Origin of the sequence: Vibrio sp. Isolate23, assembly GCF_022398095.1 — a bacterium.
Taxonomy (GTDB): domain Bacteria; phylum Pseudomonadota; class Gammaproteobacteria; order Enterobacterales; family Vibrionaceae; genus Vibrio; species Vibrio coralliilyticus_A.
Window position 1 is genome coordinate 1 of the sequence record NZ_JAKEUV010000017.1, and the last position, 22,358, is coordinate 22,358.

Consider the following 22,358-nt stretch of genomic DNA (forward strand, 5'->3'; position numbering starts at 1 on the left):
TCGTAATGAGCATACCTAACAATCTACTTAAGACGGACAACCAACGCTTGACGGTTTTGTGTCTGGTTATGTTTAGTGTTTACGGTGGTGTGTTTGAGTTTTGTGGTATTGTTGGTAGCCGCTTAGCAAGGGCGTTAGGTTGCTTTGGGGTTGTACGGTTTTGGTTTTTTTAGTTTAGCGCTTAGCCACTTCAATAGTCTTGTTTATCGCGAATCTCAGCAGTCATGTGGCTCGAACTTTTTCAGGTGAAGGTTTCATTCAACTGGCAAGTTTTGACGTTAGTGATTGAGTGTTTTCTGTTTTTAAGTGCTTTTGTCCAAGCCTATTCACTGGAAGCTCGTTCTCTCAATTTGGTTAGCTTTTTTGCTTCAGTGAACCACCGCAAAAATAGTGATTTAGTTGTTATTCGGCTTGGGTGGTTATTGCGGTGCCGCTAGCTTTGGTGTTTGATAGTTTAGTCCTATAGCTCCTGCTAGCAAAAGTGTTCGTAATGAGCATACCTAACAATCAGCTCAAGACGGACAACCAACGCTTGGCGGTTTTGTGTCTGGTTGAGTTTGGTGTTTACGATGGTTGGTTTGAGTTTTGTGTTATTGTTGGTTGCCGCTTAGCAAGGGCGTTATACGTTTCAAGGAGGAAACAGTGATCAAAAATGATGAAGAGTTAAAATTGGCAGCAAATGAGGTTTCTCAAAAGCTACAGCAAATTCAGGATTATTTAGGAGATGGCAACCATGATGATGCGAAAATTCGCTTTCCATATGGATATATAAGACGTTGTGATGAGCATCGTTCAAGATATAGCTTCCTCACTTGTTCGATTTTAAAAGACAATATTTCCTATGCGTTGCTTTCAACGGATATTTATCGCTGGATGTTGAATCGAACAAATATTCAAGGAACTGCCCAAGAAATGCTGATTAAGCAAGGTATCTCAATAATAGGCAACATAGTCGAATCAATAGGAAAAAATTATCTTCACGGGCATGGGGGTAGGAACAATTACAAGCGCAGAACCGAAATACTTGTTGAGAAAAAAGTTATCGAACAATCGTTAAAGAATGATTTGGACTGGCTTTGGGACCAAAGAAATAATATTCATATAGTTTTAGTTTCGGATAGGGAATACCAACAATACACTATGCAAGACTATAATAAGGCGATCCGCACGTTACACCAATTTAGAAACGTGCTTAATGATCATGGCCCTCTCTGAGAAAAACGTATAACAATCAATTTAAGAGGGATTCGCAACGCTTGGCATTTTTGCTTCTACTTCAAATTAAGTGTTTATGGCACAATGCATTAGGTTTGGGTGGTAGCGTTGCTCACCCCTTAATTGGGCGTTAGGCGACGGGCAGAAAAGTTCTTTGTTCTCATCTTCTTAGTTCTCTTTGAGCATTCGTTTTTCTAAGTCGGCAATTCAACATTGTCGGCTTGAATTCTTGAATCTCTCTGGCCGTAAAACATGCCAAGGTTCGCGGGTTGCCTCATTGGTTTTCACAGTCGGTTGGTTGTGAATCTAACTGGCTCAAAGTGTGGAAAGGGCAAGTTAATCGAGGCTTTCGTTCTCGCTTTAAGTTTCGCTTCCTCAAAAGCAACTTGAACGCTGAAAGTCTGTATTTCGTGGTTGTTGAAATTTCGGCTGAAACAAAGTGGCTTTTATGGTTCTTGAATCACAAAAAGTCAGTGGGTGTTTGGTTGCTTATTTTGTTTCGGGTAATCTGCTTTCAAAATCACTTAAACACTGGTGGGAAACTTCGCCTAACAAGGCGTTTAAGGCGGATTCACAACGCTTGGCGATCTCGGCTTAAATCAGTTTTAGTGTTTAAGGTGTAAGGGTTTAGGCTTGCTGGTTGGCGTTGTTCACCACTTAACGCGGCGTTAGGCAAATAGGAGTAAATATGGACATTGCTGTACTAACTTTTGACGGATTTAATGAACTTGATTCATTTATAGCGGCGGGAATATTGAACCGAATGAAAGGCGATGGTTGGAATGTACAAATAACTAGTCCATCTCAATACGTCACTTCAATGAACGGAGTTACAATCCAATCCCAACAACCTCTTGAGTTTGCTAATCAAGCCAACGTCGTATTATTTGGCAGCGGTGTACTAACGCGCGAAATTGCTCAAGATAGAGATATACTTTCAAGGCTAAAGCTAAACCCTGAAACTCAGTTAATTGGTGGACAATGTTCAGGTACGTTGCTCATGTCAGTACTTGGTTTACTGCATCAAATACCAGCTTGTACCGATTTGACAACGAAACCTTGGGTTGTCGAATCAGGAGTGACTGTTTTAGAGCAACCCTTTTATGCTAAAGGAAATCTTGCGACAGCAGGTGGTTGTCTGTCATCAAAGTACTTGGCTGGGTGGGTGATTAGCAAGTTATCAGGTAGGGCGGACGCTGAATCGGCAATTCATTATGTTGCGCCAGTCGGTGAAAAAGAAAGCACGGTTGAGCACTGTATGTCAGTAGTCGGTGCATATCTATAAAATTTGCCTAACAAACGCTTTAAGACGGATTCGCAACGCTCGGCAGTTTTTATTTGGATTGGCTTTTGTGTTTACGGTGTAAAAATTGAATATCGTGGTAGTGTTGCTCACCACTTAAGCGGGCGTTATGTGCTTAGGAGTCAAATGGAAATTACGAAAGCGAAAGTAGGTCATCAAGACCAGTTTAAAGACTACGTTGAGTCCTGTATTGCTGATGGCTTAGAGCTTTATGAAGAAGCAAAAACTGACAGCAGTGCGTATCTAAAGAAGAGAATCGCATACTCCAAAGGTTTAGGGTTGCCTGACGGTTGGGCTCCAATAACAACTTATTTTTGTATGGAGTCAGGTGTAATTCTCGGGTCAATAAGAGTTCGACACGGTACAAACGAGTACATTGAAAATGTCATAGGTCATATTGGTTATGAAACCAAACCGACAGCTCGTGGTAAAGGGGGCGCCTCATTTCTTCTCGCTTGGGTTCGTGACAATGTTGTATCTGACTCAGCTATTGTGACCTGTTCAATCGAAAACTCAGCATCACAAAAAGTCATCGAAAACTGTGGTGGTGTCTATCTGGGCAACTACACAGATGAAAGTGAAGGCACAGTAAGGCGCTACCGTTTGGTTCGCACATAACAAGCAATTTAAGTGGGATTCACAACGCTTGGCATTTTTGCTTCTACTTCAATTTTAGTGTTTATGGCACAATGTTTTAGGTTGGGTGGAGGCGTTGTTCACCCCTTAATTGGGCGTTAACCATATTTACGCGACTCAGAGAAATTAAAATGAGACTATTAAAGAAGTTATTAAAGTTTTTAGTGTTAGCTACAGCGGCAATTGCTGTATTGGTCGGTGGTTGGCTTGGGTATATGAAATATGAACAAGCTCAGCGAGAGCAAGCCGAACTATCATTCCTTACGTCGGATAAGTGGGTGTGGTACGATAAATATGAGCGCATTCAGTCGAACTACAATCCGTTTTTTAAAAAAACACTATTAAGAAAAGTTAACTTGAATAAACAATATGTTATTTATGCCTCAAAAAGCAAAGACTACATTCTAAGTGCCAGAGCAACCTTTGCAGTGGATTGTACACCCAATACATCTATTGTAACGTCAAAGGTGTTTAGTGACGGTGAACCCAAAGTATTGCATTGTAGTTCAGATGGGAAGTCCCTTTCTTATGGGGTGCAGTGGAGTTCAGGTAACACAGATGTCGTCTGGTCGGAAAATTTGGATGGGTTTGAAATCTACGAAAACTTTCGTGACTGGGATTTCTCGGTATTAGATAGAGAAATTACTCTTTCAAAGGCTAACTAAGCATCAATGTCCCATATGGTTAACAAAGCATTTAAGAGTGATTCGCAACGCTTGGCAGTTTCGCTTCGCTCAAGTATAGCCAAGCGCCGCTCACACCTTAATGCGGCGTTAGGTTTCTTTTGGCAAGTCTCAAAATGAAATGCAACTAATGTAATATTAAATCCCACCATTTAAATGTGGGTATTGATCTCCATATAGTACTTTGGAATGGCAATTGCCTTTCTTTATGTTCTTTATATGGAGGCTGTATGACAGCTATTTATGCCAAAGATTTTTACGAGATACACGACGCGCTGAAGAATAACGCTGATCTTACGCGTAAGACTTTGGATTTGGTTCAGTATGAACCGATTTCAGGTAAAGTTACGACCGGAGGGTCTAGGCTGGATGACTTCAGAGAAATTTTGATTGATTTCTTCGATCAAAAAATCGATCTCAACACCGCTATTAGTGAAACAGAAAGGAAGTTACCACGAAACCAAAGTATGTATTCTGCTAGTAATCAGGTGTTTCCTAGCCGTTGGGCTGAGCGTTTGGTTCGTACTCAAGTCAGCAGATTTTACAATCAAGCTGTATTAGAGCTTATCATTGAAAGCGGCAGCGACGATTGTTTTATTGAGCATTCTACTAATGAACAAGGTTCGTCAAAGTGTTCTCAACAATTAGCCGGTACGACGCAAAGTGCGCAAGTAATGTTAGAGCGCCTGAAATCATCATATGGTGATGGTAATTGGGGGAAAGATCTAAAGTTACCTGAGCATCCACATTGTACTCATACATTTAGCCCAGTGGTTTAAACCTAACAATCTGTTTAAGAGTGATTCGCAACGCGTGGCATTTTTGCTATGCGTTGCGTTTAGTGTTTAAGGTGGTATGCGGTAGCTTCAGTATTGCGTTGCTCACACCTTAACAGGGCGTTAGGTTGCTTTAAGCTTGTAAGGTTTGTAGTTTTGCAATCAGCCACTTCAATTATTTTGTTTGTCACGAATTTAAATGGTCGTGTGACTCGAACTTTTTCAGGTGAAGGTTTCATTCAGTTGACAAGCATTTGTGTGAGTAGGCAGAGTGTCTTCTGTTTTAAGTGCTCTTGTCCAAGTCTATTAATTGGTAGTTCGTTATCTCAATCTGGTCAGTCTTTTTGCTTCAGCGAGCCACCGCAAAAATAGTGATGTGGTTGTCATTCCGCTTGGGTGGTTATTGCGGTGCATGTGGCTTTGTTGTTTTATGGCTTAGTCCTATAGCTCAAGCTGGCAAAGATATTCGTAATGAGCATACCTAACCATCCGCTCAAGACGGACAACCAACGCTTGGCGTTTTTGTGTTTGGTTGAGCTTGGTGTTTACGGTGGTTTGTTTGAGTTTTGTGGTATTGTTGGTTGCCGCTTAGCAAGGGCGTTATGTGTAATCGAAAGAAAGGAGGCTTTTATGGCGAATAAACATCGAGGTTCATGCCTTTGTGGTAGCGTGAAGTATGAGATTTTAGGTGAGTTCCAGTCTTTCTTTTTATGCCATTGTACTCGTTGCCAAAAGGGTACAGGCTCGGCTCATGGTGCAAATTTGTTTGCTAAAGCTGGCACCTTAACTTGGTTAAACGGTGAAAGTGATGTCAGAACGTATAAGCATCCAAATTCATTTCATGCAAAAAGCTTTTGTTCAAAATGCGGGTCTGCAATCCCAACGTTTGCAGAAAGTATTAACAGCGTAGTGGTTCCGGCTGGTAGCCTCGATAGTTCAGTTCCAATTCCGCCTACTGCTAAAATCTTTGTTGGTAGTAGCGATAAATGGTCTATGAAATTGTGCGATGTACCTAGTTACGAAAGGCTTCCAGAATAATCTAAGAGCTAAACACATAACAAAGTGTTCAAAGGGACATCCAACGCTTGGCAATTTTGGATTACAATTTGGTATTAGTGTTTATCTCGCAATGGTTTAAGTATGTGGTAGCGTTGCTGCCCCTAACACGGCGTTATGGTGCTCGGAGGTAATATGTTAATTCAAAACGTATCAGTGGATGACATCTATGCTGTGTTGAATCTTGTCTCTGAAGTTTCAGCTTTAGATATTCTTCCTTTGTTTGGTGAAGAAGGTAAGCAACAGTTTAACGAAAGAATTGTCCCAGATTTACATACCGTGTTTAGCGGCAAAAACTTTTTGGCCATTAAGGTGGTCTCAAATGATAATTTGCTAGGCTTTGCTGCGTTACGTGACGGTAACTATCTCACCCACCTTTTCGTGTCAAAACAGGCCCAAGGCACGGGGTTAGGTCGTATATTGCTCGAACATTTATTGGCATCAAGCGATGCCAATGAAATAAGCTTACGTTCATCAGTTAATGCAGTGGATTTTTACCATGGCCATGGCTTCCTTAAAACAGGTGATGAAGCTGAGTTTAATGGGGTTCGTTTTGTCCCCATGTCGTTAGTACGCACATAACCAAGCGTTCAATTGGACAGTCAACGCTTAGCAGTTTTGGCTCACAGTTTAGCATTAGTGTTTATGTCGCAATCATTTAAGTATGTGGTAGCGTTGTCTGCCCATTAACGCGGCGTTAGGGCACAGGGCGGAAATGGATAGAATCGTAGAATTAATCAAACAAGATCCAGTTAGAGTTAAAGCCTTAGAGTGTGTCTCTAAATTGGGCTTGCCTCAGTGTTATATTGCAGCTGGCTTCGTTCGTAATCTTGTTTGGGATGCACTGCATGGCTTTGATGTAGCAACACCATTGAACGATGCGGATGTTATTTACTTTGCTCCAGACGAGAACGACCCTAAAGTATATTTACACCATGAATCTCAGCTCAAGCAGCTAATGCCGGGAGTTAACTGGCAAGTTCGTAACCAAGCACTCATGCATACTCGGAATGGTGATTTACCCTACACAAGCTCCCTTGATGCTATGAGCTATTGGCCAGAACAAGAGACAGCTGTTGCCATTCGACAAGTTGCACCTGATAGCTATGAATGTATTGCAGCTTTTGGGTACGAATCCTTATTTGGTTACTGTGTCACACATAATCCTAAAAGGTCACGAGAAACGTTTGAAAATCGTGTAAATTCAAAGGGCTGGCTAGTAAGATGGTCTTCTTTGAAAATAGTGCCCTAACAAAGCATTTAAGAGTGATTCGCAACGCTTGGCAATTTCGCTTCGCTCAAGTATAGCCAAGCGTCGCTCACACCTTAATGCGGCGTTAGGTTGCTTTAAGTTTGCACGTTTTTTTAGTTTGGCAGTCAGCCACTTCAATAATCGTATTTGTAGTGAATCTCAGCGGCCATGTGGCTCAAATGTTTTCAGGTGAAAGTTTCTTCAACTGGCAAGCTTTGACGTTAGTGGCTGAGTTTTTTCTGGTTTTAAGTGCTCTTGGCCAAGTTTGTTCGTTGAAAGTTAGTTATTTCCATCCGGCTAGTTTTTTGCTTTAGTGAACCACCGCAAAAAAAGTGATGTGATTGTATTCAGTTTCGGTGGTTATTGCGGTGCAGTTGGCTTTGGTGTTGCATGGGGGAGTCCTATAGCACCAACGAGCAAAGGCATGTTTGATGATCATACCTAACAATCAACTCAAGACGGACAACCAACGCTTGGCGGTTTTGTGTCTGGTTGTGTTTAGTGTCTACGGTGGTTTGTTKGAGTTTTGTGGTATYGTTGGTAGCCGCTTAGCAAGGTCGTTATATTCCCAGGTGAAATATGAGTAAAATTGAACAAAAACTTAAAGAGAATCGGAACCGTAGAGCTAGAGAAAAGCTGCTCTCTAAGCTTCCCGAATCATTGGCTGGCTATTTGGGTCAAGTAAATTTCTCAAGTGATGTAATTTGTTTACGCTATGCAGCTTTTTCAACGTGGGATCAATCAACAGATACTCAAACCACTACCAGAGGCGTTATCGAAAACTGGAGGAGTTTTTCTTTTCAGTACTGGAGCGACCTTTTCGGTGCCCTTAGAGAGCTTCCTTCACGAGAGTATGAGGGGTGGCTGTTCTTTGATGTTGACGGACCTTATTATAAGGTCAAACTTTCCGAACTATTTCTTTTCTCAAGTGAGCTTGAATTATTTACTTCTCAGAATGAAAGCTATGATTTTGGGTGGGTTGGTGCAGATCTAGATTGCGGTGTTATTGCAGAGTTTAATCATACTTCTTTTTGTCGGAATGATTTTGAGCTAAGCATTTGGGGAATATAACAAAGCATTTAAGAGTGATTCCCAACGCTTGGCATTTTTCATTCTATCGTTGGGTTTTGTGATTACGGTGGTATGGTTAGGTTTAGTGGTAGCGTTGTTCACACCTTAATGCGGCGTTAGGTNTTTGAGCTAAGCATTTGGGGAATATAACAAAGCATTTAAGAGTGATTCCCAACGCTTGGCATTTTTCATTCTATCGTTGGGTTTTGTGATTACGGTGGTATGGTTAGGTTTAGTGGTAGCGTTGTTCACACCTTAATGCGGCGTTAGGTGCTAAGAGGTATAGACGTTGACTAATTTATACATTATCGGTAATGGATTTGACTTATGGCATGGCTTGCCAACGAGTTATCGCGAGTTCTATGAATTTGCTCAGGAAACGCTTGATGAATTGGGAAACTACTACCTATTTGATTTAAGTGTTCACGAGCCTTGGCATGATTTTGAAAATGCTCTAGGTGCTTTTGATGCGGACGGTTTTTTCGATTTTCACAACGAAGTTGATATTACTTCGGATGATTTCAGACCTAGTTTCATATATGGTTTGGAAGATGAAATTACGGAGCAAACGGACATACACGTTTCATCAGTAAGAGAAACTTTTACTGGTTGGGTCAACCAACTTGATGTGAGTGCTGCTGAACAGAAAATGACTTTTCCTGAAGATTCTCAGTTCATAACCTTCAACTATACATCAACTCTCCAAGCTGTGTACGGTATTGAAGATAATCATGTATTCCATATTCATGGTCGTGCTGAAACACACGATGAACTAATTTTTGGACATGGTGAAACTATAGTTGAGCCTGCTGAGTTTGACGAAGACGGTGAAAGTACCAGAGATATGTTCTCAGACGCTCAAAGCGGCGCTCGTTATCCTTTATACGCATTAAAAAAGCCAGTAGCTGACGTCATTGAGCAACATGAATGGTATTTTGAACAACTCAGTAACATCGAAGAGGTTGTCATAATAGGGCATTCTTTGAATACTATTGATCAGCCATATTTCGCGCGTATTGCTAAAAGTGTTCCAGAGGCGACTTGGAAAGTTTGTTGTTACTCTGAGGACCAAGAAGATATTTTCACACAAAGCCTCATTGAGTGCGGTGTTAATCGAGACAAAATAGAAACAATTGCATACAGCGATCTATAGCATCGTGGAAAACGCACCTAACAATCTGTTTAAGAGTGATTCGCAACGCGTGGCATTTTTACTATGCGTTGCGTTGCGTTTAGTGTTTTAGGTGGTATGCGGAGGCTTTGGTATTACGTTGCTCACACCTTAACAGGGCGTTATATGCTTCACAAGGAATTGAATTCAAGATGAAAAATGTAGTTTTAAAATCGGCAGAAACATCTTCTGAAATTTGTTTCTTTGATCGTGACGGTGATTACTTCTATGTCTCGTATAAGTCTCCATTTATGAGCTATAGCAAACGTATATGGGGCTACTCAGATACAGCTTATTGGATGGAAAGCATTCAGTTTATGGCTGAAAATTGGAAGGGCTGGGATGGTAACGTTCTAATTCAGTCAATTGAGCAAGACCTAAGTCTAACTTTTACTTGTGACTCTCTAGGTCATGTTAACGTTTTACTTTCCGTGTGTGAAAATGAAGGCCCAGAGCCTTGGGAAGTTACGTCAGAAATGACGACAACCACAGTTGCAATGGCATCGTTCCATAGTGATGTGGTTGAGTTTTTTAGCTAACTTTCAGAGCGCATATAACAAAGCATTCAAGAGTGATTCCCAACGCTTGGCGTTTTTCTCTTCATCGTTGGGTTTTGTGTTTAAGGCGGTATGATTAAGGTTTGGTGGTAGCGTTGCTCACACCTTAATGCGGCGTTATACAAATTATTCAGCACAGCAAACATACAACATGGAAAAGGCTCACCTCAAATATAGGAGTAATACTTTGAATAAACATCTAATGGTGATCTCGTTATTGTTTTGTGGCAACGTGTATGCCTCGGGTCCATACGTTGAATACGGAGTTCAGCAACTAGAATTCGATCAAGTATCAACATCAGCTCAAGGTGTGACGATTGGTTACTCATGGAAGGAAGACAAAAATCTATATCTAGAATTGGATGTTATGAATAGCTCTGATGATCTCACCTATTTTGATTTTTCCGGTGCTTATAATTTTAAGTTAATCGACAGTGAAAGCTTGGACTTATTGTTCAATGTGGGTATTGGCGTATCATACATCGATTATGAACGGTTCCAGAATACGAACACACTGCTTTCTTTTCCTGTAGGCTTTACAGGGAGCTACTCAATCTCTGAGCACTGGAATGCTGAATTGTCATTAGGCTATCGCTACCACATAGATCTGACCTCACCAACTGAATGTAATGACGGTACAGAATCTGATAGCGTAGGCTCTGGTACCTGTTCATATCATGGAGGTATTAAAAGGTACCAAGATCAAATAGGTGATGGTGGTGGGGTCAATGCTAGTCTCGGTTTTAGATACACTTACTAAATTTGTATAACAAAGCATTTAAGAGTGATTCGCAACGCTTGGCAGTTTCGCTTCGCTCAAGTATAGCCAAGCGCCACTCACACCTTAATGCGGCGTTATGCCACAGCTATCAAATATGGAGAAAAGGAAATGGATTTTAATTCACTACTATTATTTGTAGTCGCTTGTTTGGCTATCAATATGATACCGGGGCCAGACGTTATCTACATTGTTTCAAACACAATGAAAGGTAAGCTGGTTACAGGGTTTAAAGCTGCAATGGGGCTTGGTGTTGGTTACTTTGTTCATACATTAGCTGCGTCTTTAGGTTTATCAGCAATCATCCTCAGCTCTGCGGTAGCTTTTAGTGCCGTAAAATGGCTAGGTGCCGCTTACCTAGTCTATTTGGGATAGCAAATTAGTGGTAAGTGAAAGCGTTGACAGCGACAAAAATGTATTTTTACAAGGTGTTATCGTTAGTGTTTTAAACCCTAAGGTAGCACTATTCTTCCTTTCATTCCTTCCTCAGTTTATTGATGCCTCGGCAGGTTCGGCTTCAATGCAATTATTGGTGCTTGGTTTGCTATTCAGCGTATTAGCTACAGTGTGTAATGTTTTATATGCATCAGTGGGTAGTTGGGTCTTTAGTCGCCCGAATTCTCAGCGTTATTCACGAACACTGGAGGGATTTTCGGGTGTTTTACTTATTGGTCTAGCAAGTAAAGTCGCAATCAGTGACCGCTAGTGGCATAACAAAGCGTTCAAAGGGACAGTCAACGCTTGGCAGTTTTGGCTCTTATTTTGGCATTAGTGTTGATGTCACAATGGTTTAAGTATGTGGTAGCGTTGTCTGCCCATTAACGCGGCGTTATGTGGAGAAAATATGAGTAAAATATGGCGTGAGTTAGCAGACCCCAAAGTGCACTCTGATTTCATGAGCTCATATAATGAAGGTGGTGTACCTGTAAAGAAAAGTAGGGATAACCTTTTGAAGCAATGGGTGTACTTTGTCAACGTATGTGGTTTTACATTTCAATTTGTCAGTATTGAGCAGATTATTGAATGCAAAGCGTATTTTGTGCAGAAAGTTCACCCCTCAACGCGTGACTCTCACCCTCCATCTGAACACTATTGGCATCCTTGGTATTGTAAATTGCCAAAAGGCTTAAACAAAGCATCCAATCGTAAACGAGTTTTAAAGGCATTAGATTGTGCGTTGCAAAAGTGGGGCTAGTCTCCACATAACCAAGCGTTCAATTGGACAGTCAACGCTTGGCAGTTTTGTCTCACAGTTTGGTATTAGTGTTTATGCCACAATGGCTTAGGTTTGCGGTAGCGTTGTCTGCCCATTAACGCGGCGTTATAGCTCTATGCTTAAATACGTGTCATGGATCATTGTCGACTATGCCATGTGTTGTACAATAAAGCTTTTACAGGCTTGGGAACCAATCATGAAAAAAGTGGCCTTACTATTGGCATTATTCTCGTTTAATACTTCAGCATCTTTCACATTAGACTTAACTGATCCAAAAAACCTAGAAATAGCTGATATGTATCCATCCTATGAACTACTCCGTAGTATCAGTTTTGCCGACACTAGTAGTGGTTCAGCTCTGTTTGGTTTTAAGTCAGATAAGGCTAGTGATAATTGGGACACGATTTTTGAGGCCAGAATTAGCACCAGTAAATCAGGACAGCAACGAATTTATGTTACTACAGCGGTGCCTTGCACGGAACGCGAAACTAATTATGAAAATGTTACGATTAAAACTAACGAACAAAATGTTAGATACAGCAAGTATTGTGATGGTAGCCGTATTTATCTAACGCCTTTAAGTAAGGCCGGAGACAACTTTCTAGTCGAGCAATTTAAAAAGAAAAATAGTGTTGCATTTGAATTTTCTGATATTCGTGTAGTTTTTGATGCCAAAGGTTTTACCAAAGCTTGGAATAGTTTTGGTGGCGATGCTTTATAGCCCATAGAGCTATAACAAAGCATTTAAGAGTGATTCGCAACGCTTGGCAGTTTCGCTTCGCTCAAGTATAGCCAAACGCTGCTCACACCTTAATGCGGCGTTAGGTTGCTTTTAAGATTGTAGGCTTGTTAGTTCTGCGTTCAGCCACTTCAAGTCCATCAATTGTAGTTACTTCCGCGTCTGTGTGGCTCGAACATTTTTACGTGAAAGCTTCGTTTTGTGGCTCAATTTCCAGTCTGGAGATTCACCGTTTTTCAGTTTGAACGGCCAAGTTTAGTTTTCAGAAACCGCTTGTCCCAAAAGGCTCTGTGGTTCGGTGTTTTCAAGTGCAGCGCATCTTGGTTCAACGAACCACCGCAAAAGAGTGAAGTGTTTGTCATTAAACTTCAGTGGTTGTTGCGGTGCACTCAACATTAGTGTTTCATAAGTCAACCACTGTTTTCCAAATCAGCAAAGGCGCTTGGAATAAGCATTCCTAACAAACTGCTTAAGACGGACTGCCAACGCGTGGCGGTTTCACTTCTAGTTAGGTTTGGTGTTTACGGTGGTTTGTTTAAGTTTAGTGGCATGTTGGCAGCCACTTAGCAGGACGTTAGGTTGCTTTTAAGATTGCAGGCTTGGTAGTTCGTCGCTCAGCCACTTCAAGTCCATCAGTTGAAGTTACTTTCGCGCTTGTGTGGCTCGAACATCATCATGTGAAAGCTTCGTTTTGTGGCTTAGTTTCAAGTCTGGAGACTCACCGTTTTCAGCTTGAACGGCCAAGCTTGCTTATCAGAAACCGCTTGTCCCAAAAAGGTTCTGTGGTTCGGTGTCTTCAAGCCCAGCGCATTTTGGCTCAGTGAACCACCGCAAGTTTGGTGAAGTGCTAGTCATTAAACTTCAGTGCTTGTTGCGGTGCACTCAACATTGGTGTTTTATAGGTCAACCACTGTATTCCAAATCAGCGAAAGTGCGTGTAATAAGCATTCCTAACAAACTGCTTAAGATGGACTGCCAACGCTCGGCGGTTTTGCTTCTGGTTAGGTTTGGTGTTTAGGGTGGTTTGTTTAAGTTTAGTGGCAAGTTGGCAGCCACTTAGCAGGGCGTTATGTGCTCGGGAGGGAATATGGAAATTCAGAAGGTCCTAAAATCGGATTTAGAGGCAGTGACAAGGCTTGTTTCAGAGGTCTCAGACAAGGATGTGCTTCCATTGTTTAATGAACAGGGAAAGCAAGAGTATAAGGACAGAGTTTTACCTGACCTAGCGACAACTTTTGACCATGAGAAGTTTTCATCTGTTAAGGCCGTATCAGGTGGGGAAGTCCTTGGTTTTGCTGCTTTACGTGACGGGAATTATCTAACACATTTATTTGTTGCTAATTCACAGCAAGGTTCAGGTTTAGGCCGTGCTTTATTGAATCATTTGCTCAATCAGACAGATGCTCGTGAAGTTAGCCTGCGTTCATCGGTGAATGCCGTTGAGTTCTACAATCGTAATGGTTTCGTAGCAACAGGTGAAGAAGCCGAGTTCAACGGAATTAGGTTCGTACCCATGTCTTTGGTACGCACATAACAAAGCATTTAAGAGTGATTCGCAACGCTTGGCAGTTTCGCTTCGCTCAAGTATAGCCAAGCGTCGCTCACACCTTAATGCGGCGTTAGGTTGCTTTAAGTTTCTACGTTTTTTAGTTTAGCGCTCAGCCACTTCAATAATATTGTTTTCGCCAGTTTCAGTGGTCATGTGGCTCGAACTTTTTCAGGTGAAGGTTTCATTTAACTGGCAAGTTTTGACGTTAGTGATTGAGTGTTTTCTGCTTTTAAGTGCTCTTATCCAAGTCTATTCATTGGTCATTAGTTATTTTAATTTGGTTAGCTTTTTGCTTTAGCGAACCACCGCAAAAATAGTGACGTGGATGTTATTCAGCTTCGGTGGTTGTTGCGGTGCGTTTAGCTTTTCTGTTTCATAGTTTAGTCCTATAGCTCAAGCGAACAGAGATGCTCGTAATGAGCATACCTAACCATCCGCTCAAGACGGACAACCAACGCTTAGCGGTTTTGTGTCTGGTTGAGTTTGGTGTTTACGGTGGTTAGTTTGGGTTTTGTGTTATTGTTGGTCGCCGCTTAGCAAGGGCGTTATGGTGCAGCAAGATATAGTTTTTATTTGGCTTGTTGGTTCAGCGTTGGCTGCGAGCTTAATGGCCATTCTTACATGTCGATTAGGCTCAAAATCTTTATCTCTGGTGAAAAGCCGCTTTGAGTTTTCCATGACTGCTAATCTGCCGTTTGCATCTGGTTCCCAAGTGAAACTGGTACAGCGGCAATTAGCTGGTACTTGGCTTCAGTGGGGCGGCCCTTCTTTGTTTCAATTGGCCGTATCGTTGTTGTTAGGTTTCTTCCTTGGGCTTCATTTGGTTGCTGCATAATGGTTTGTGGGGTTTTGTGGTTGCAAAGCGCTCATGCGTCGCGGTGATTGTGTTGGTTGTCTTAGGCTTCCATAACCAAGCGTTTAATCGGACAACCAACGCTTGGCAGTTTTGGCTCACAGTTTGGTATTAGTGTTTATGTCACAATGGGTTAAGTATGTGGCAGCGTTGTCTGCCCATTAACGCGGCGTTAGGTTGCTTTAAGTTTGTACGGTTTTTTAGTTGGGCGCTTAGCTACTTCAATAATCTTGTTTGTCACGAATCTCAGCGGCCACGTGGCTCGAACTTTTTCAGGTGAAGGTTTCATTCAACTGGCAAGCTTTGATGTTAGTGACTGAGTGTTTTCTGTTTTTAAGTGCTTTTGGTCAAGTTTGTTCGTTGAAAGTTCGTTCTTCCAATTTGGTTAGCTTTTTTGCTTCAGTAAACCACCGCAAAAATAGTAATGTGGCTGTTATTCAGCTTGGGTGGTTATTGCGGTGCATGTAGCTTTGCTATTTTATGGCTTAGTCCTATAGCTCAAGCTGGCAAAGATATTCGTAATGAGCATACCTAACAATCAGCTCAAGACGGACAACCAACGCTTGGCGTTTTTGTGTTTGGTTGAGTTTGGTGTTTACGGTGGTTTGTTTGAGTTTTGTGGTATTGTTGGTTGCCGCTTAGCAAGGGCGTTAAGCCTCTAGGGATAAATATGAGTATAAGTTTAAAAACACAAAAGATGTTATGGGGGCGTGCTGCGAGTAGGTGTGCATTCCCTGGCTGTGGAATCGAATTAGTAATGGATGCTACAGAAACAGATGATGAGTCACTTGTTGGGGAAGCTTGCCATATTGTTGCCCGAAGCAAAGATGGCCCAAGAGGAGACTCTTCTTTGACTACTGAGCAAAGGGACAAATACGCAAATCTAATGCTTCTGTGCAATGTTCATCATAAAGTTACTGATGACCAACCTGAGCATTATACCGTTCTAGCTCTTAATCAAATGAAGCAAGACCATGAGTTATGGGTTAAGAAACAGCTCCAGATCTTTGATCCTAAAAAGCAAAGAGATGATGAAATTTATGCCACATATATAGAGCAGTTTGAGTCATATATTGATGTAGATAACTGGAATGCATGGACAAGCCATTTGTTGTCCCATGGTCAGCCTTCTATAAATCGAGAGCAAAAGGAACAGTTGGAAAAGTTAAGAATATGGCTTCTCAATCGTATATGGCCTCAGCGATATTCCGGGATAGAATCTGCGTTTGAAAATTTTCGACGTGTTCTACAAGACTTACTTAATAAATTTGACCTCCACTCGATTGAATGGGGTGAAAATGAATATTTGACAGAAAAGTTCTACAAAACTTACCGAGGTCCATTTGATCAAACGTTACACGATAGTTTATTCAAAAAGTGGGAATATCATTGCCATTTGGTTGAAGATTTAACATTGGAGTTAAATCGAGCTGGCAATTTTGTATTCGACAAAATTAGAGAGGAATTATTACCAAGCTATCGATTAAACGAAGGCGTTTTATTGATCACTGTGGGACCAGACATGACGATGTCGTTTACCACTTATAGGGCTGAATATCGTGGAGAACAGAGAGAAGACCAGCCGTATAAAGGTTTACCTGATTTTGAAAGCGAGCAAAGGTTTAGTCGAGATTTGTTCTTTGGTAGCAAGGCTTAACAAAGCATTTAAGAGTGATTCGCAACACTTGGCGTTTTCGCTTCGCTCAAGTATAGCCAAGTGTCGCTCACACCTTAATGCGGCGTTATGCCGCAATCTGTACATTGGAAAATTATGAAAGGAAAAATTGTTCGTTGGGTTGATGAAAGAGGTTTCGGATTTATAAACACGGAAGAACTCAATGGTGATGTTTTTGTTCATGTATCCAAGTTTAAAAAAGGCTATCGTCGTCCTCAAGTCGGTGATGAAGTTGAGTTTCAATTGGACAGTTACGCACCCAAATTAAGCGCTTCAAGTGTACACATCATAGGTGCTGAACCCACAAAAAGTAGTTTTGTATCAGTAATATTAGGCTCATTGCTTATTGGATGTTTAGGCGCTGGTTTATACGTTTTTGTAATAGAACCTAAATTAAATCCAGCCTATGAAAATATGGGTTTTACTTGCCAAGGTAAAACGTACTGTAGTGAAATGTTGTCGTGTGATGAAGCAAAGTTCTATTTAGAAAACTGTCCTAATGTCAAAATAGATGGTGACCATGATGGTGAGCCTTGTGAAAGTCAACTGTGCGGCGGGTGGTAGCAGCGGCATAACAAAGCGTTTAAGAGCGACTCCGCAACGCGTGCCAGTTTCGCTTCGCTCACAGTATGGCACGCATTACGTCACGCCTTAACGCGGCGTTAGGTTGCTTTAAGCTTGTGTGGTTTGTAGTTTTGCAATCAGCCACTTCAATTGTCTTATTCGCCACAAACTTGAGCGGCCGTGTGGCTCGAACATTTTCAGGAGAAAGTTTCATTCAACTGGCAAGTTTTGATGTTAGTGGCTGAGAGTCTTCCGTTTTAAGTGCTCTAGGCTAGGTTTGTTCGTTGGAAGTTCGTTATCTCAATTTAGTTAGCTTTTTTTGCTTCAGTAAAACACCGCAAAAATGGTGACGTGGCTGTTATTCAGCTTGGCTGTTTATTGCGGTGCATGAAGCTTTGGTGTTTCATGGCTTAGTCTTATAGCACCAACGAGCAAAGGCACTCAAAATGAGCATACCTAACCATCCGCTCAAGACGGACAACCAACGCTTGGCGATTTTGTGTTTGGTTATGTTTAGTGTTTATGGTGGCTTGCTGGAGCTTTGTGTTACTGTTGGTAGCCGCTTAGCAAGGGCGTTATGGTGCAGCAAGGCTTAGTTCTTATTTGGCTTGTTGGTTCAGCGTTTGCTGCGAGCTTAATGGCCATACTTACATGTCGATTAGGCTCAAAATCTTTATCTCTGGTGAAAAGCCGCTTTGGGTATTTAGTCCTGGCTAATCTGCCGTTTGCATTTGGCTCTCAAGTGGGTTTGTTGTAGCGGCAATTAGCTGGTGTATGGCTCCAGTGGGGCGGCCCTTCTTTGTTCTAGTTAGCTTTATCGTTGTTGTTAGGTTCCTTCTTTGGACTTCATTGGGTTGCTGCATACTGGTTTGTTGAGTTTTGTGGTTGCAAAGCGCTCGTATTTTGCGGTGAGTGTAGTGGTTGTCTTAGGTTTCCATAACCAAGCGTTTAATCGGACAACCAACGCTTGGCAGTTTTGGTTCACAGTTTGGCATTAGTGTTTATGTCACAATGGTATAAGTTTTTGGTAGCGTTGTTTGCCCATTAACGCGGCGTTATGCGTAATCGATGGACTACGGAGTATTAGATGGAAGTAGTAGAAGCGAGAAAATCGGATTTAGATTCATTCTTTGCGTATCTTGAAAATCAGCTGTCTGAAAATGGTAATGGAGAAGTTCCTCTTTTCCAGCCAATGTCCAGAGAGCAAAGTGAAATTCCAGAAGCAACAAAAGATAAGTTTATCCAAGGTTTTTCCCATCACTTTGGCGATTTAGGTTGGAGAAAGCTCTGGGTTGTAAAAGACACCTCTGGAAGTATCAAAGGTCACATTGATCTTCGCCACCACGGTGATGATAGCCGTTCTCATCGAGTTCTACTTGGTATGGGCGTAGATGTTTCCTGCCGGAAGCAAGGTATTGGTCAACGACTCATTGATGCGGTTATAAATTTCTGCCAAGAAAAAGCCGAAATTGACTGGGTTGATCTTTGTGTACTATCAGAGAATTTCCCAGCAAAGAACCTCTACCTAAAAGCAGGGTTCGATGTTGTTGGAGAGTTCAAAGATCAATATAGAATCGACGGTTTGTCAGTCTCGGAAACAGCAATGACAAAGTACGTCAAAAATTACGCATAACAAAGCGTTTAAGACGGATTCCCAACGCTCGGCATTTTTGCTTCTACTTCAAATTTAGTGTTTACGGTACAATGCTTTAAGTGCAGTGGTAGCGTTGCTCACCACTTAACGCGGCGTTATGCCTACAGTATAATGGAAGATTTATGGAAAGATTCATATCTCAGGATATAGTCCTAAGGGAGTTAGAAGTTTCAGATGCTTTAGCGCTTCTCGGTGCTGTTGAATATAGTAGGGTGAACTTATCAAAATATATGCCTTGGGAAAAAAGCATTGTAGATATTACTAGTGCTCAATCTTATATCGAGAGTCGAGTAAACAGTGGTGCCGAGGGTTCAGAATGGTTCGCAATATACTTTAAAAACCAGTTCGGTGGCGTTTTCGGGATAAAGTCAATTGACTTTGACTCTAAAGCTTGTGAATTAGGCTATTGGCTTTCTGACAACGCAAGAGGCAATAGAGTTATAGGGCAAGTATTGGATGTAGTGATCCCTTATTTAATAAACGAGCATGACGTTCGAGTGATTGAGTTTCATTGCCTAGAAAGCAACTCGGCAAGTGTCAAGATCGTGGAGCGTGCGGGTGCAACGTTGAAGAGGAAAATATGCAATACATTAGATGTGCCTAACAAAGAACAATTAATGTGTATCTATGTGTTAGAAGTGTAGGCATAACAAAGCATTTAAGAGTGATTCGCAACGCTTGGCAGTTTCGCTTCGCTCAAGTATAGCCAAGCGTCGCTCACACCTTAACGCGGCGTTATGTTTTTAAGGAGAGCTATGGATATCGCAATAGAAGATAGCGAGCTTACTTTTAAAGCGAGTATATTGATTCTCGAAGAGCTCTTGCATTTAGGGTGTGATAACTTCTCAGTTCAACTGAACATATCATATGATGGAAGTGGCTCTAACCGACAAAAACAGTTTAAAACTGACGTTGTTGACTACTCTCTCGGTAGCTTTACCAAGGAAGTATTTTTCTTTAGTCATAAGACTTGCAGGTTTAGTGAAACATCGGAACATTATGCTTTTAATCGAAACTCCATTCCTATTATTTCAAGAGCAATGGGAAGAGGCCTGATGTGTTTTAAGGCAGATTTAGAGTGGGGAATTAGTGAATGGCAGTTTTATTCGGGGAGTGTCTTACTTGCGGGTGCGAATGTTAAGGATGACTACTTTTTTATGACTGGAGTTGAACAAAGGTTTGTAGACTTACTTACCAATGTAAATATTCCAATTGTAATACAAACATAACAAAGCATTTAAGAGTGATTCGCAACGCTTGCCGTTTTCGCTTCGCTCAAAGTATAGGCAAGCGTCGCTCACACCTTAATGCGGCGTTAGGTTGCTTTAAGTTTGTACGGTTTTTTAGTTGGGTGCTCAGCCACTTAGAATCTTTCTTTTTCGCTAGTTTCTGCGGCTATGTGGCTCGAACTTTTTTAGATAAAGGTTTCATTCAACTGGCAAGCTTTGATGTTAGTGACTGAGTGTTTGCTGTTTTTAAGTGTTTTTGGTCAAGTTTGTTCGTTGAAAGTTCGTTCTCTAAATTGGGTTAGCTTTTTTGCTTCAGTAAACCACCGCAAAAATGGTGACGTGGTTGTTATTTAGCTGCGGTGGTGATTGCGGTGCAGTTGGCTTCGGTGTTTCATGGGCTGGTCCTATAGCTCAAGCGAACATAGATGCTCGTAATGAGCACACCTAACAATCAGCTCAAGACGGACAACCAACGCTTGGCAGTTTTGTGTCTGGTTGAGCTTGGTGTTTACGGTGGTTTGTTGGAGTTTTGTGGTATGGTTGGTTGCCGCTTAGCAAGGGCGTTAGGTTGCTTTAAAGCTGTACGGTTTTTAGTTTGGTGCTCAGCCACTTCGAATCTTTTTTTGTCGCGAACTTCAGTGGCCATGTGGCTCGAACATTTTCAGGTGAAGGTTTCATTCTGTTGACAAACATTCGTGTGAGTAGGCAGAGCGTCTTCTGTTTTAAGTGCTCTTGTCCAAGTCTATTCATTGGAAGTTCGCTATCTCCATCCGGTTGGTTTTTTTGCTTTAGTGAGCCACCGCAAAAATATTAACGTGGCTGTTATCAGCTTCGGTGGTTGTTGCGGTGCAGTTGGCTCTGGTGTTTCCTGGGTTAGTCCTATGGCTCAAGCTAGCTAAAGTATTCGTAACAAGCATACCTAACAATCAGCTCAAGACGGACAACCAACGCTTGGCGGTTTTGTGTCTAGTTGGGTATCGTGTTTACGGTGGTTTGTTTGAGTTTTGTGGTATTGTTGGTAGCCGCTTAGCAAGGGCGTTAGCTTAAAGAGGAAATATGACAGTAGAAGCTATTGCGTATTGGAACATGGTAGGAACATGGGTAGCTGCAATTGCTACTTTTTTGGCGGTGTTAGCTGCATTTTGGTTACCAAAGATGGAGGTGAAGCATGCCAAAAAACGTGCTAAAGATAATGCCGATAAATTAGTTCGAGCGCAATTACTAGTTGTCAGCGACAGACTTGCTTCCCATTTAGAGGCTATAAAAGAACATAAAGTCTTAGATGCTCCGGTTGGCAATATCTCGCATTTGCCCAATGAAGTAGTGTCTGCACTTGATGTACCAGGTTTAACGTCGCTCTACTCGCTAAATCATGATTTAAACGTAGCTGAAAGCTCAAGGCGGAAAGCGCATAACCTGCTTACAAATACTTCCTCTGCTGAGTTTCAGGTTCATGTGACCGCATATAGTGATTGGATTAACAATCTGTATATAAAGGTTAATGAGTTAATGGCTGAGTTTTAAGCTAACAAGGCGTTTAAGACGGATTCACAACGCTCGGCATTCTCAGTTTGCTTCTGCATAAGTGTTTACGGCACAATGTTTTAGGTTGGGTGGTCGCGTTGTTCACCACTTAACGCGGCGTTATGCCACAGCAATCAAATATGGAGGAAAGGAAATGGACTTTAATTCACTACTATTATTTGTAGTCGCTTGTTTGGCTATCAATATGATACCGGGGCCAGACGTTATCTACATTGTTTCAAACACAATGAAAGGTAAGCTGTTTACAGGGTTTAAAGCTGCAATGGGGCTTGGTGTTGGTTACTTTGTTCATACATTAGCTGCATCTTTAGGTTTATCCGCAATCATCCTCAGCTCAGCGGTAGCTTTTAGTGCCGTAAAATGGCTAGGTGCTGCTTACCTAGTCTATTTGGGTGTTCAGTCGTTACTCTCTATGTGGCGAGGGGATAGCAAATTAGTGGTAAGTGAAAGCGTTGACAGCGACAAAAATGTATTTTTACAAGGTGTTATTGTTAGTGTTTTAAACCCTAAGGTAGCACTATTCTTCCTTTCATTCCTTCCTCAGTTTATTGATGCCTCAGCAGGTTCGGCTTCAATGCAATTATTGGTGCTTGGTTTGCTATTCAGCGTATTAGCTACAATGTGTAATGTTTTGTATGCATCAGTGGGTAGCTGGGTCTTTAGTCGCCCGAATTCTCAGCGTTATTCACGAACACTGGAGGGGTTTTCGGGTGTTTTACTCATTGGTCTAGCAAGTAAAGTCGCAATCAGTGACCGCTAGTGGCATAACAAAGCGTTCAAAGGGACAGTCAACGCTTGGCAGTTTTGGCTCTCATTTTAGCATTAGTGTTTATGTC

General features: G+C 41.7%; 28 protein-coding genes and 1 pseudogene. All 29 read left to right on the top strand.

The genetic code is table 11. From position 1 onward, the window contains the following. The first annotated feature begins 490 nt into the window (after positions 1-490). The 29 genes and pseudogenes from L1D31_RS21825 (at position 491) to L1D31_RS21975 (ending at position 22,282) form a co-directional block, all read left to right on the top strand. Entirely contained in the window at positions 491-646 is a 156-nt protein-coding gene (locus tag L1D31_RS21825; RefSeq protein ID WP_239839058.1) for a hypothetical protein, read from the top strand. Further along, positions 643-1,215 (top strand): hypothetical protein, encoded by a 573-nt coding sequence (locus L1D31_RS21830; RefSeq protein WP_239839059.1) that lies wholly within the window; start codon positions 643-645, stop codon positions 1,213-1,215. Before L1D31_RS21825 ends, L1D31_RS21830 begins: the two co-directional genes overlap by 4 nt. A gap of 688 nt (positions 1,216-1,903) precedes the next feature. Continuing rightward, on the top strand, positions 1,904-2,500 hold the full coding sequence (locus L1D31_RS21835; RefSeq protein ID WP_239839060.1) for a DJ-1/PfpI family protein: 597 nt from the start codon (positions 1,904-1,906) through the stop codon (positions 2,498-2,500). A 144-nt stretch (positions 2,501-2,644) separates the two neighbouring features. Further along, a complete protein-coding gene (locus L1D31_RS21840) occupies positions 2,645-3,136 on the top strand; it encodes a GNAT family N-acetyltransferase (RefSeq protein WP_239839061.1) in 492 nt (163 codons plus the stop codon). Positions 3,137-3,285: 149 nt separating this feature from the next. Beyond that, positions 3,286-3,819 carry a hypothetical protein gene (locus tag L1D31_RS21845; RefSeq protein ID WP_239839062.1) on the top strand — a complete coding sequence of 178 codons (534 nt, stop codon included), beginning with the start codon at positions 3,286-3,288 and terminating at the stop codon, positions 3,817-3,819. A gap of 248 nt (positions 3,820-4,067) precedes the next feature. After that, on the top strand, positions 4,068-4,616 hold the full coding sequence (locus tag L1D31_RS21850) for a hypothetical protein (RefSeq protein WP_239839063.1): 549 nt from the start codon (positions 4,068-4,070) through the stop codon (positions 4,614-4,616). 468 nt (positions 4,617-5,084) lie between these two features. Then, on the top strand, positions 5,085-5,651 hold the full coding sequence (locus L1D31_RS21860) for a GFA family protein (protein ID WP_239839064.1): 567 nt from the start codon (positions 5,085-5,087) through the stop codon (positions 5,649-5,651). Between the two features lie 153 nt (positions 5,652-5,804). After that, positions 5,805-6,251, top strand: coding sequence for a GNAT family N-acetyltransferase (locus tag L1D31_RS21865; protein ID WP_239839065.1), 447 nt, complete (start codon positions 5,805-5,807; stop codon positions 6,249-6,251). Between the two features lie 133 nt (positions 6,252-6,384). Beyond that, complete coding sequence (locus L1D31_RS21870) at positions 6,385-6,921, top strand: nucleotidyltransferase family protein (RefSeq protein WP_239839066.1); 537 nt, start codon at positions 6,385-6,387, stop codon at positions 6,919-6,921. 579 nt (positions 6,922-7,500) lie between these two features. Beyond that, positions 7,501-7,992, top strand: coding sequence for a hypothetical protein (locus L1D31_RS21875; RefSeq protein WP_172848010.1), 492 nt, complete (start codon positions 7,501-7,503; stop codon positions 7,990-7,992). 289 nt (positions 7,993-8,281) lie between these two features. Beyond that, entirely contained in the window at positions 8,282-9,145 is an 864-nt protein-coding gene (locus L1D31_RS21880) for a bacteriophage abortive infection AbiH family protein (protein ID WP_239839067.1), read from the top strand. A gap of 170 nt (positions 9,146-9,315) precedes the next feature. Beyond that, positions 9,316-9,702 carry a DUF6228 family protein gene (locus tag L1D31_RS21890; protein WP_239839068.1) on the top strand — a complete coding sequence of 129 codons (387 nt, stop codon included), beginning with the start codon at positions 9,316-9,318 and terminating at the stop codon, positions 9,700-9,702. 205 nt (positions 9,703-9,907) lie between these two features. Then, positions 9,908-10,480, top strand: coding sequence for a DUF3265 domain-containing protein (locus tag L1D31_RS21895; RefSeq protein ID WP_140249593.1), 573 nt, complete (start codon positions 9,908-9,910; stop codon positions 10,478-10,480). A 129-nt stretch (positions 10,481-10,609) separates the two neighbouring features. Beyond that, positions 10,610-11,204, top strand: a pseudogene (locus L1D31_RS21900) (LysE family translocator). Positions 11,205-11,342: 138 nt separating this feature from the next. Then, positions 11,343-11,693 carry a hypothetical protein gene (locus L1D31_RS21905; RefSeq protein ID WP_239839069.1) on the top strand — a complete coding sequence of 117 codons (351 nt, stop codon included), beginning with the start codon at positions 11,343-11,345 and terminating at the stop codon, positions 11,691-11,693. A 217-nt stretch (positions 11,694-11,910) separates the two neighbouring features. After that, positions 11,911-12,435, top strand: coding sequence for a hypothetical protein (locus L1D31_RS21910; RefSeq protein WP_140349447.1), 525 nt, complete (start codon positions 11,911-11,913; stop codon positions 12,433-12,435). Positions 12,436-13,540: 1,105 nt separating this feature from the next. After that, positions 13,541-13,987 carry a GNAT family N-acetyltransferase gene (locus L1D31_RS21915; protein WP_239839070.1) on the top strand — a complete coding sequence of 149 codons (447 nt, stop codon included), beginning with the start codon at positions 13,541-13,543 and terminating at the stop codon, positions 13,985-13,987. A 562-nt stretch (positions 13,988-14,549) separates the two neighbouring features. Continuing rightward, entirely contained in the window at positions 14,550-14,837 is a 288-nt protein-coding gene (locus L1D31_RS21920; protein ID WP_239839071.1) for a hypothetical protein, read from the top strand. 539 nt (positions 14,838-15,376) lie between these two features. Next, on the top strand, positions 15,377-15,517 hold the full coding sequence (locus L1D31_RS22705) for a hypothetical protein (protein ID WP_345772847.1): 141 nt from the start codon (positions 15,377-15,379) through the stop codon (positions 15,515-15,517). Positions 15,518-15,525: 8 nt separating this feature from the next. Further along, the gene (locus L1D31_RS21930) at positions 15,526-16,512 is read left to right on the top strand and encodes an HNH endonuclease (RefSeq protein WP_239839072.1); all 987 of its coding nucleotides are present in this window, start codon (positions 15,526-15,528) and stop codon (positions 16,510-16,512) included. Positions 16,513-16,626: 114 nt separating this feature from the next. Continuing rightward, complete coding sequence (locus L1D31_RS21935; protein WP_239839073.1) at positions 16,627-17,094, top strand: cold shock domain-containing protein; 468 nt, start codon at positions 16,627-16,629, stop codon at positions 17,092-17,094. Positions 17,095-17,540: 446 nt separating this feature from the next. Then, positions 17,541-17,690, top strand: a complete 150-nt coding sequence (locus L1D31_RS21940) for a hypothetical protein (RefSeq protein ID WP_239839074.1) — start codon at positions 17,541-17,543, stop codon at positions 17,688-17,690. A gap of 491 nt (positions 17,691-18,181) precedes the next feature. Next, entirely contained in the window at positions 18,182-18,727 is a 546-nt protein-coding gene (locus tag L1D31_RS21945) for an N-acetyltransferase (RefSeq protein WP_239839075.1), read from the top strand. Positions 18,728-18,870: 143 nt separating this feature from the next. Next, positions 18,871-19,392 carry a GNAT family N-acetyltransferase gene (locus L1D31_RS21950; RefSeq protein ID WP_239839076.1) on the top strand — a complete coding sequence of 174 codons (522 nt, stop codon included), beginning with the start codon at positions 18,871-18,873 and terminating at the stop codon, positions 19,390-19,392. A gap of 111 nt (positions 19,393-19,503) precedes the next feature. Next, a complete protein-coding gene (locus tag L1D31_RS21955) occupies positions 19,504-19,977 on the top strand; it encodes a hypothetical protein (protein ID WP_239839077.1) in 474 nt (157 codons plus the stop codon). Between the two features lie 434 nt (positions 19,978-20,411). Further along, the gene (locus L1D31_RS22710; protein ID WP_345772848.1) at positions 20,412-20,663 is read left to right on the top strand and encodes a hypothetical protein; all 252 of its coding nucleotides are present in this window, start codon (positions 20,412-20,414) and stop codon (positions 20,661-20,663) included. Positions 20,664-20,823: 160 nt separating this feature from the next. Then, positions 20,824-21,024, top strand: a complete 201-nt coding sequence (locus L1D31_RS21965) for a hypothetical protein (RefSeq protein WP_239839078.1) — start codon at positions 20,824-20,826, stop codon at positions 21,022-21,024. A gap of 9 nt (positions 21,025-21,033) precedes the next feature. Next, positions 21,034-21,501, top strand: a complete 468-nt coding sequence (locus L1D31_RS21970) for a hypothetical protein (RefSeq protein ID WP_239839079.1) — start codon at positions 21,034-21,036, stop codon at positions 21,499-21,501. Positions 21,502-21,655: 154 nt separating this feature from the next. Further along, positions 21,656-22,282, top strand: coding sequence for a LysE family translocator (locus L1D31_RS21975; protein ID WP_239839080.1), 627 nt, complete (start codon positions 21,656-21,658; stop codon positions 22,280-22,282). Positions 22,283-22,358 lie beyond the last annotated feature (76 nt).

Coding starts and splice junctions, on each gene's coding strand:
- L1D31_RS21825 (WP_239839058.1), top strand. CDS start 491: ATGAGCATACCTAACAATCAGCTCAAGACGGACAACCAACGCTTGGCG.
- L1D31_RS21835 (WP_239839060.1), top strand. CDS start 1,904: ATGGACATTGCTGTACTAACTTTTGACGGATTTAATGAACTTGATTCA.
- L1D31_RS21840 (WP_239839061.1), top strand. CDS start 2,645: ATGGAAATTACGAAAGCGAAAGTAGGTCATCAAGACCAGTTTAAAGAC.
- L1D31_RS21845 (WP_239839062.1), top strand. CDS start 3,286: ATGAGACTATTAAAGAAGTTATTAAAGTTTTTAGTGTTAGCTACAGCG.
- L1D31_RS21850 (WP_239839063.1), top strand. CDS start 4,068: ATGACAGCTATTTATGCCAAAGATTTTTACGAGATACACGACGCGCTG.
- L1D31_RS21860 (WP_239839064.1), top strand. CDS start 5,085: ATGAGCATACCTAACCATCCGCTCAAGACGGACAACCAACGCTTGGCG.
- L1D31_RS21865 (WP_239839065.1), top strand. CDS start 5,805: ATGTTAATTCAAAACGTATCAGTGGATGACATCTATGCTGTGTTGAAT.
- L1D31_RS21870 (WP_239839066.1), top strand. CDS start 6,385: ATGGATAGAATCGTAGAATTAATCAAACAAGATCCAGTTAGAGTTAAA.
- L1D31_RS21875 (WP_172848010.1), top strand. CDS start 7,501: ATGAGTAAAATTGAACAAAAACTTAAAGAGAATCGGAACCGTAGAGCT.
- L1D31_RS21890 (WP_239839068.1), top strand. CDS start 9,316: ATGAAAAATGTAGTTTTAAAATCGGCAGAAACATCTTCTGAAATTTGT.
- L1D31_RS21905 (WP_239839069.1), top strand. CDS start 11,343: ATGAGTAAAATATGGCGTGAGTTAGCAGACCCCAAAGTGCACTCTGAT.
- L1D31_RS21910 (WP_140349447.1), top strand. CDS start 11,911: ATGAAAAAAGTGGCCTTACTATTGGCATTATTCTCGTTTAATACTTCA.
- L1D31_RS21915 (WP_239839070.1), top strand. CDS start 13,541: ATGGAAATTCAGAAGGTCCTAAAATCGGATTTAGAGGCAGTGACAAGG.
- L1D31_RS21920 (WP_239839071.1), top strand. CDS start 14,550: ATGGTGCAGCAAGATATAGTTTTTATTTGGCTTGTTGGTTCAGCGTTG.
- L1D31_RS22705 (WP_345772847.1), top strand. CDS start 15,377: ATGAGCATACCTAACAATCAGCTCAAGACGGACAACCAACGCTTGGCG.
- L1D31_RS21930 (WP_239839072.1), top strand. CDS start 15,526: ATGAGTATAAGTTTAAAAACACAAAAGATGTTATGGGGGCGTGCTGCG.
- L1D31_RS21935 (WP_239839073.1), top strand. CDS start 16,627: ATGAAAGGAAAAATTGTTCGTTGGGTTGATGAAAGAGGTTTCGGATTT.
- L1D31_RS21940 (WP_239839074.1), top strand. CDS start 17,541: ATGAGCATACCTAACCATCCGCTCAAGACGGACAACCAACGCTTGGCG.
- L1D31_RS21945 (WP_239839075.1), top strand. CDS start 18,182: ATGGAAGTAGTAGAAGCGAGAAAATCGGATTTAGATTCATTCTTTGCG.
- L1D31_RS21950 (WP_239839076.1), top strand. CDS start 18,871: ATGGAAAGATTCATATCTCAGGATATAGTCCTAAGGGAGTTAGAAGTT.
- L1D31_RS21955 (WP_239839077.1), top strand. CDS start 19,504: ATGGATATCGCAATAGAAGATAGCGAGCTTACTTTTAAAGCGAGTATA.
- L1D31_RS22710 (WP_345772848.1), top strand. CDS start 20,412: ATGAGCACACCTAACAATCAGCTCAAGACGGACAACCAACGCTTGGCA.
- L1D31_RS21970 (WP_239839079.1), top strand. CDS start 21,034: ATGACAGTAGAAGCTATTGCGTATTGGAACATGGTAGGAACATGGGTA.
- L1D31_RS21975 (WP_239839080.1), top strand. CDS start 21,656: ATGGACTTTAATTCACTACTATTATTTGTAGTCGCTTGTTTGGCTATC.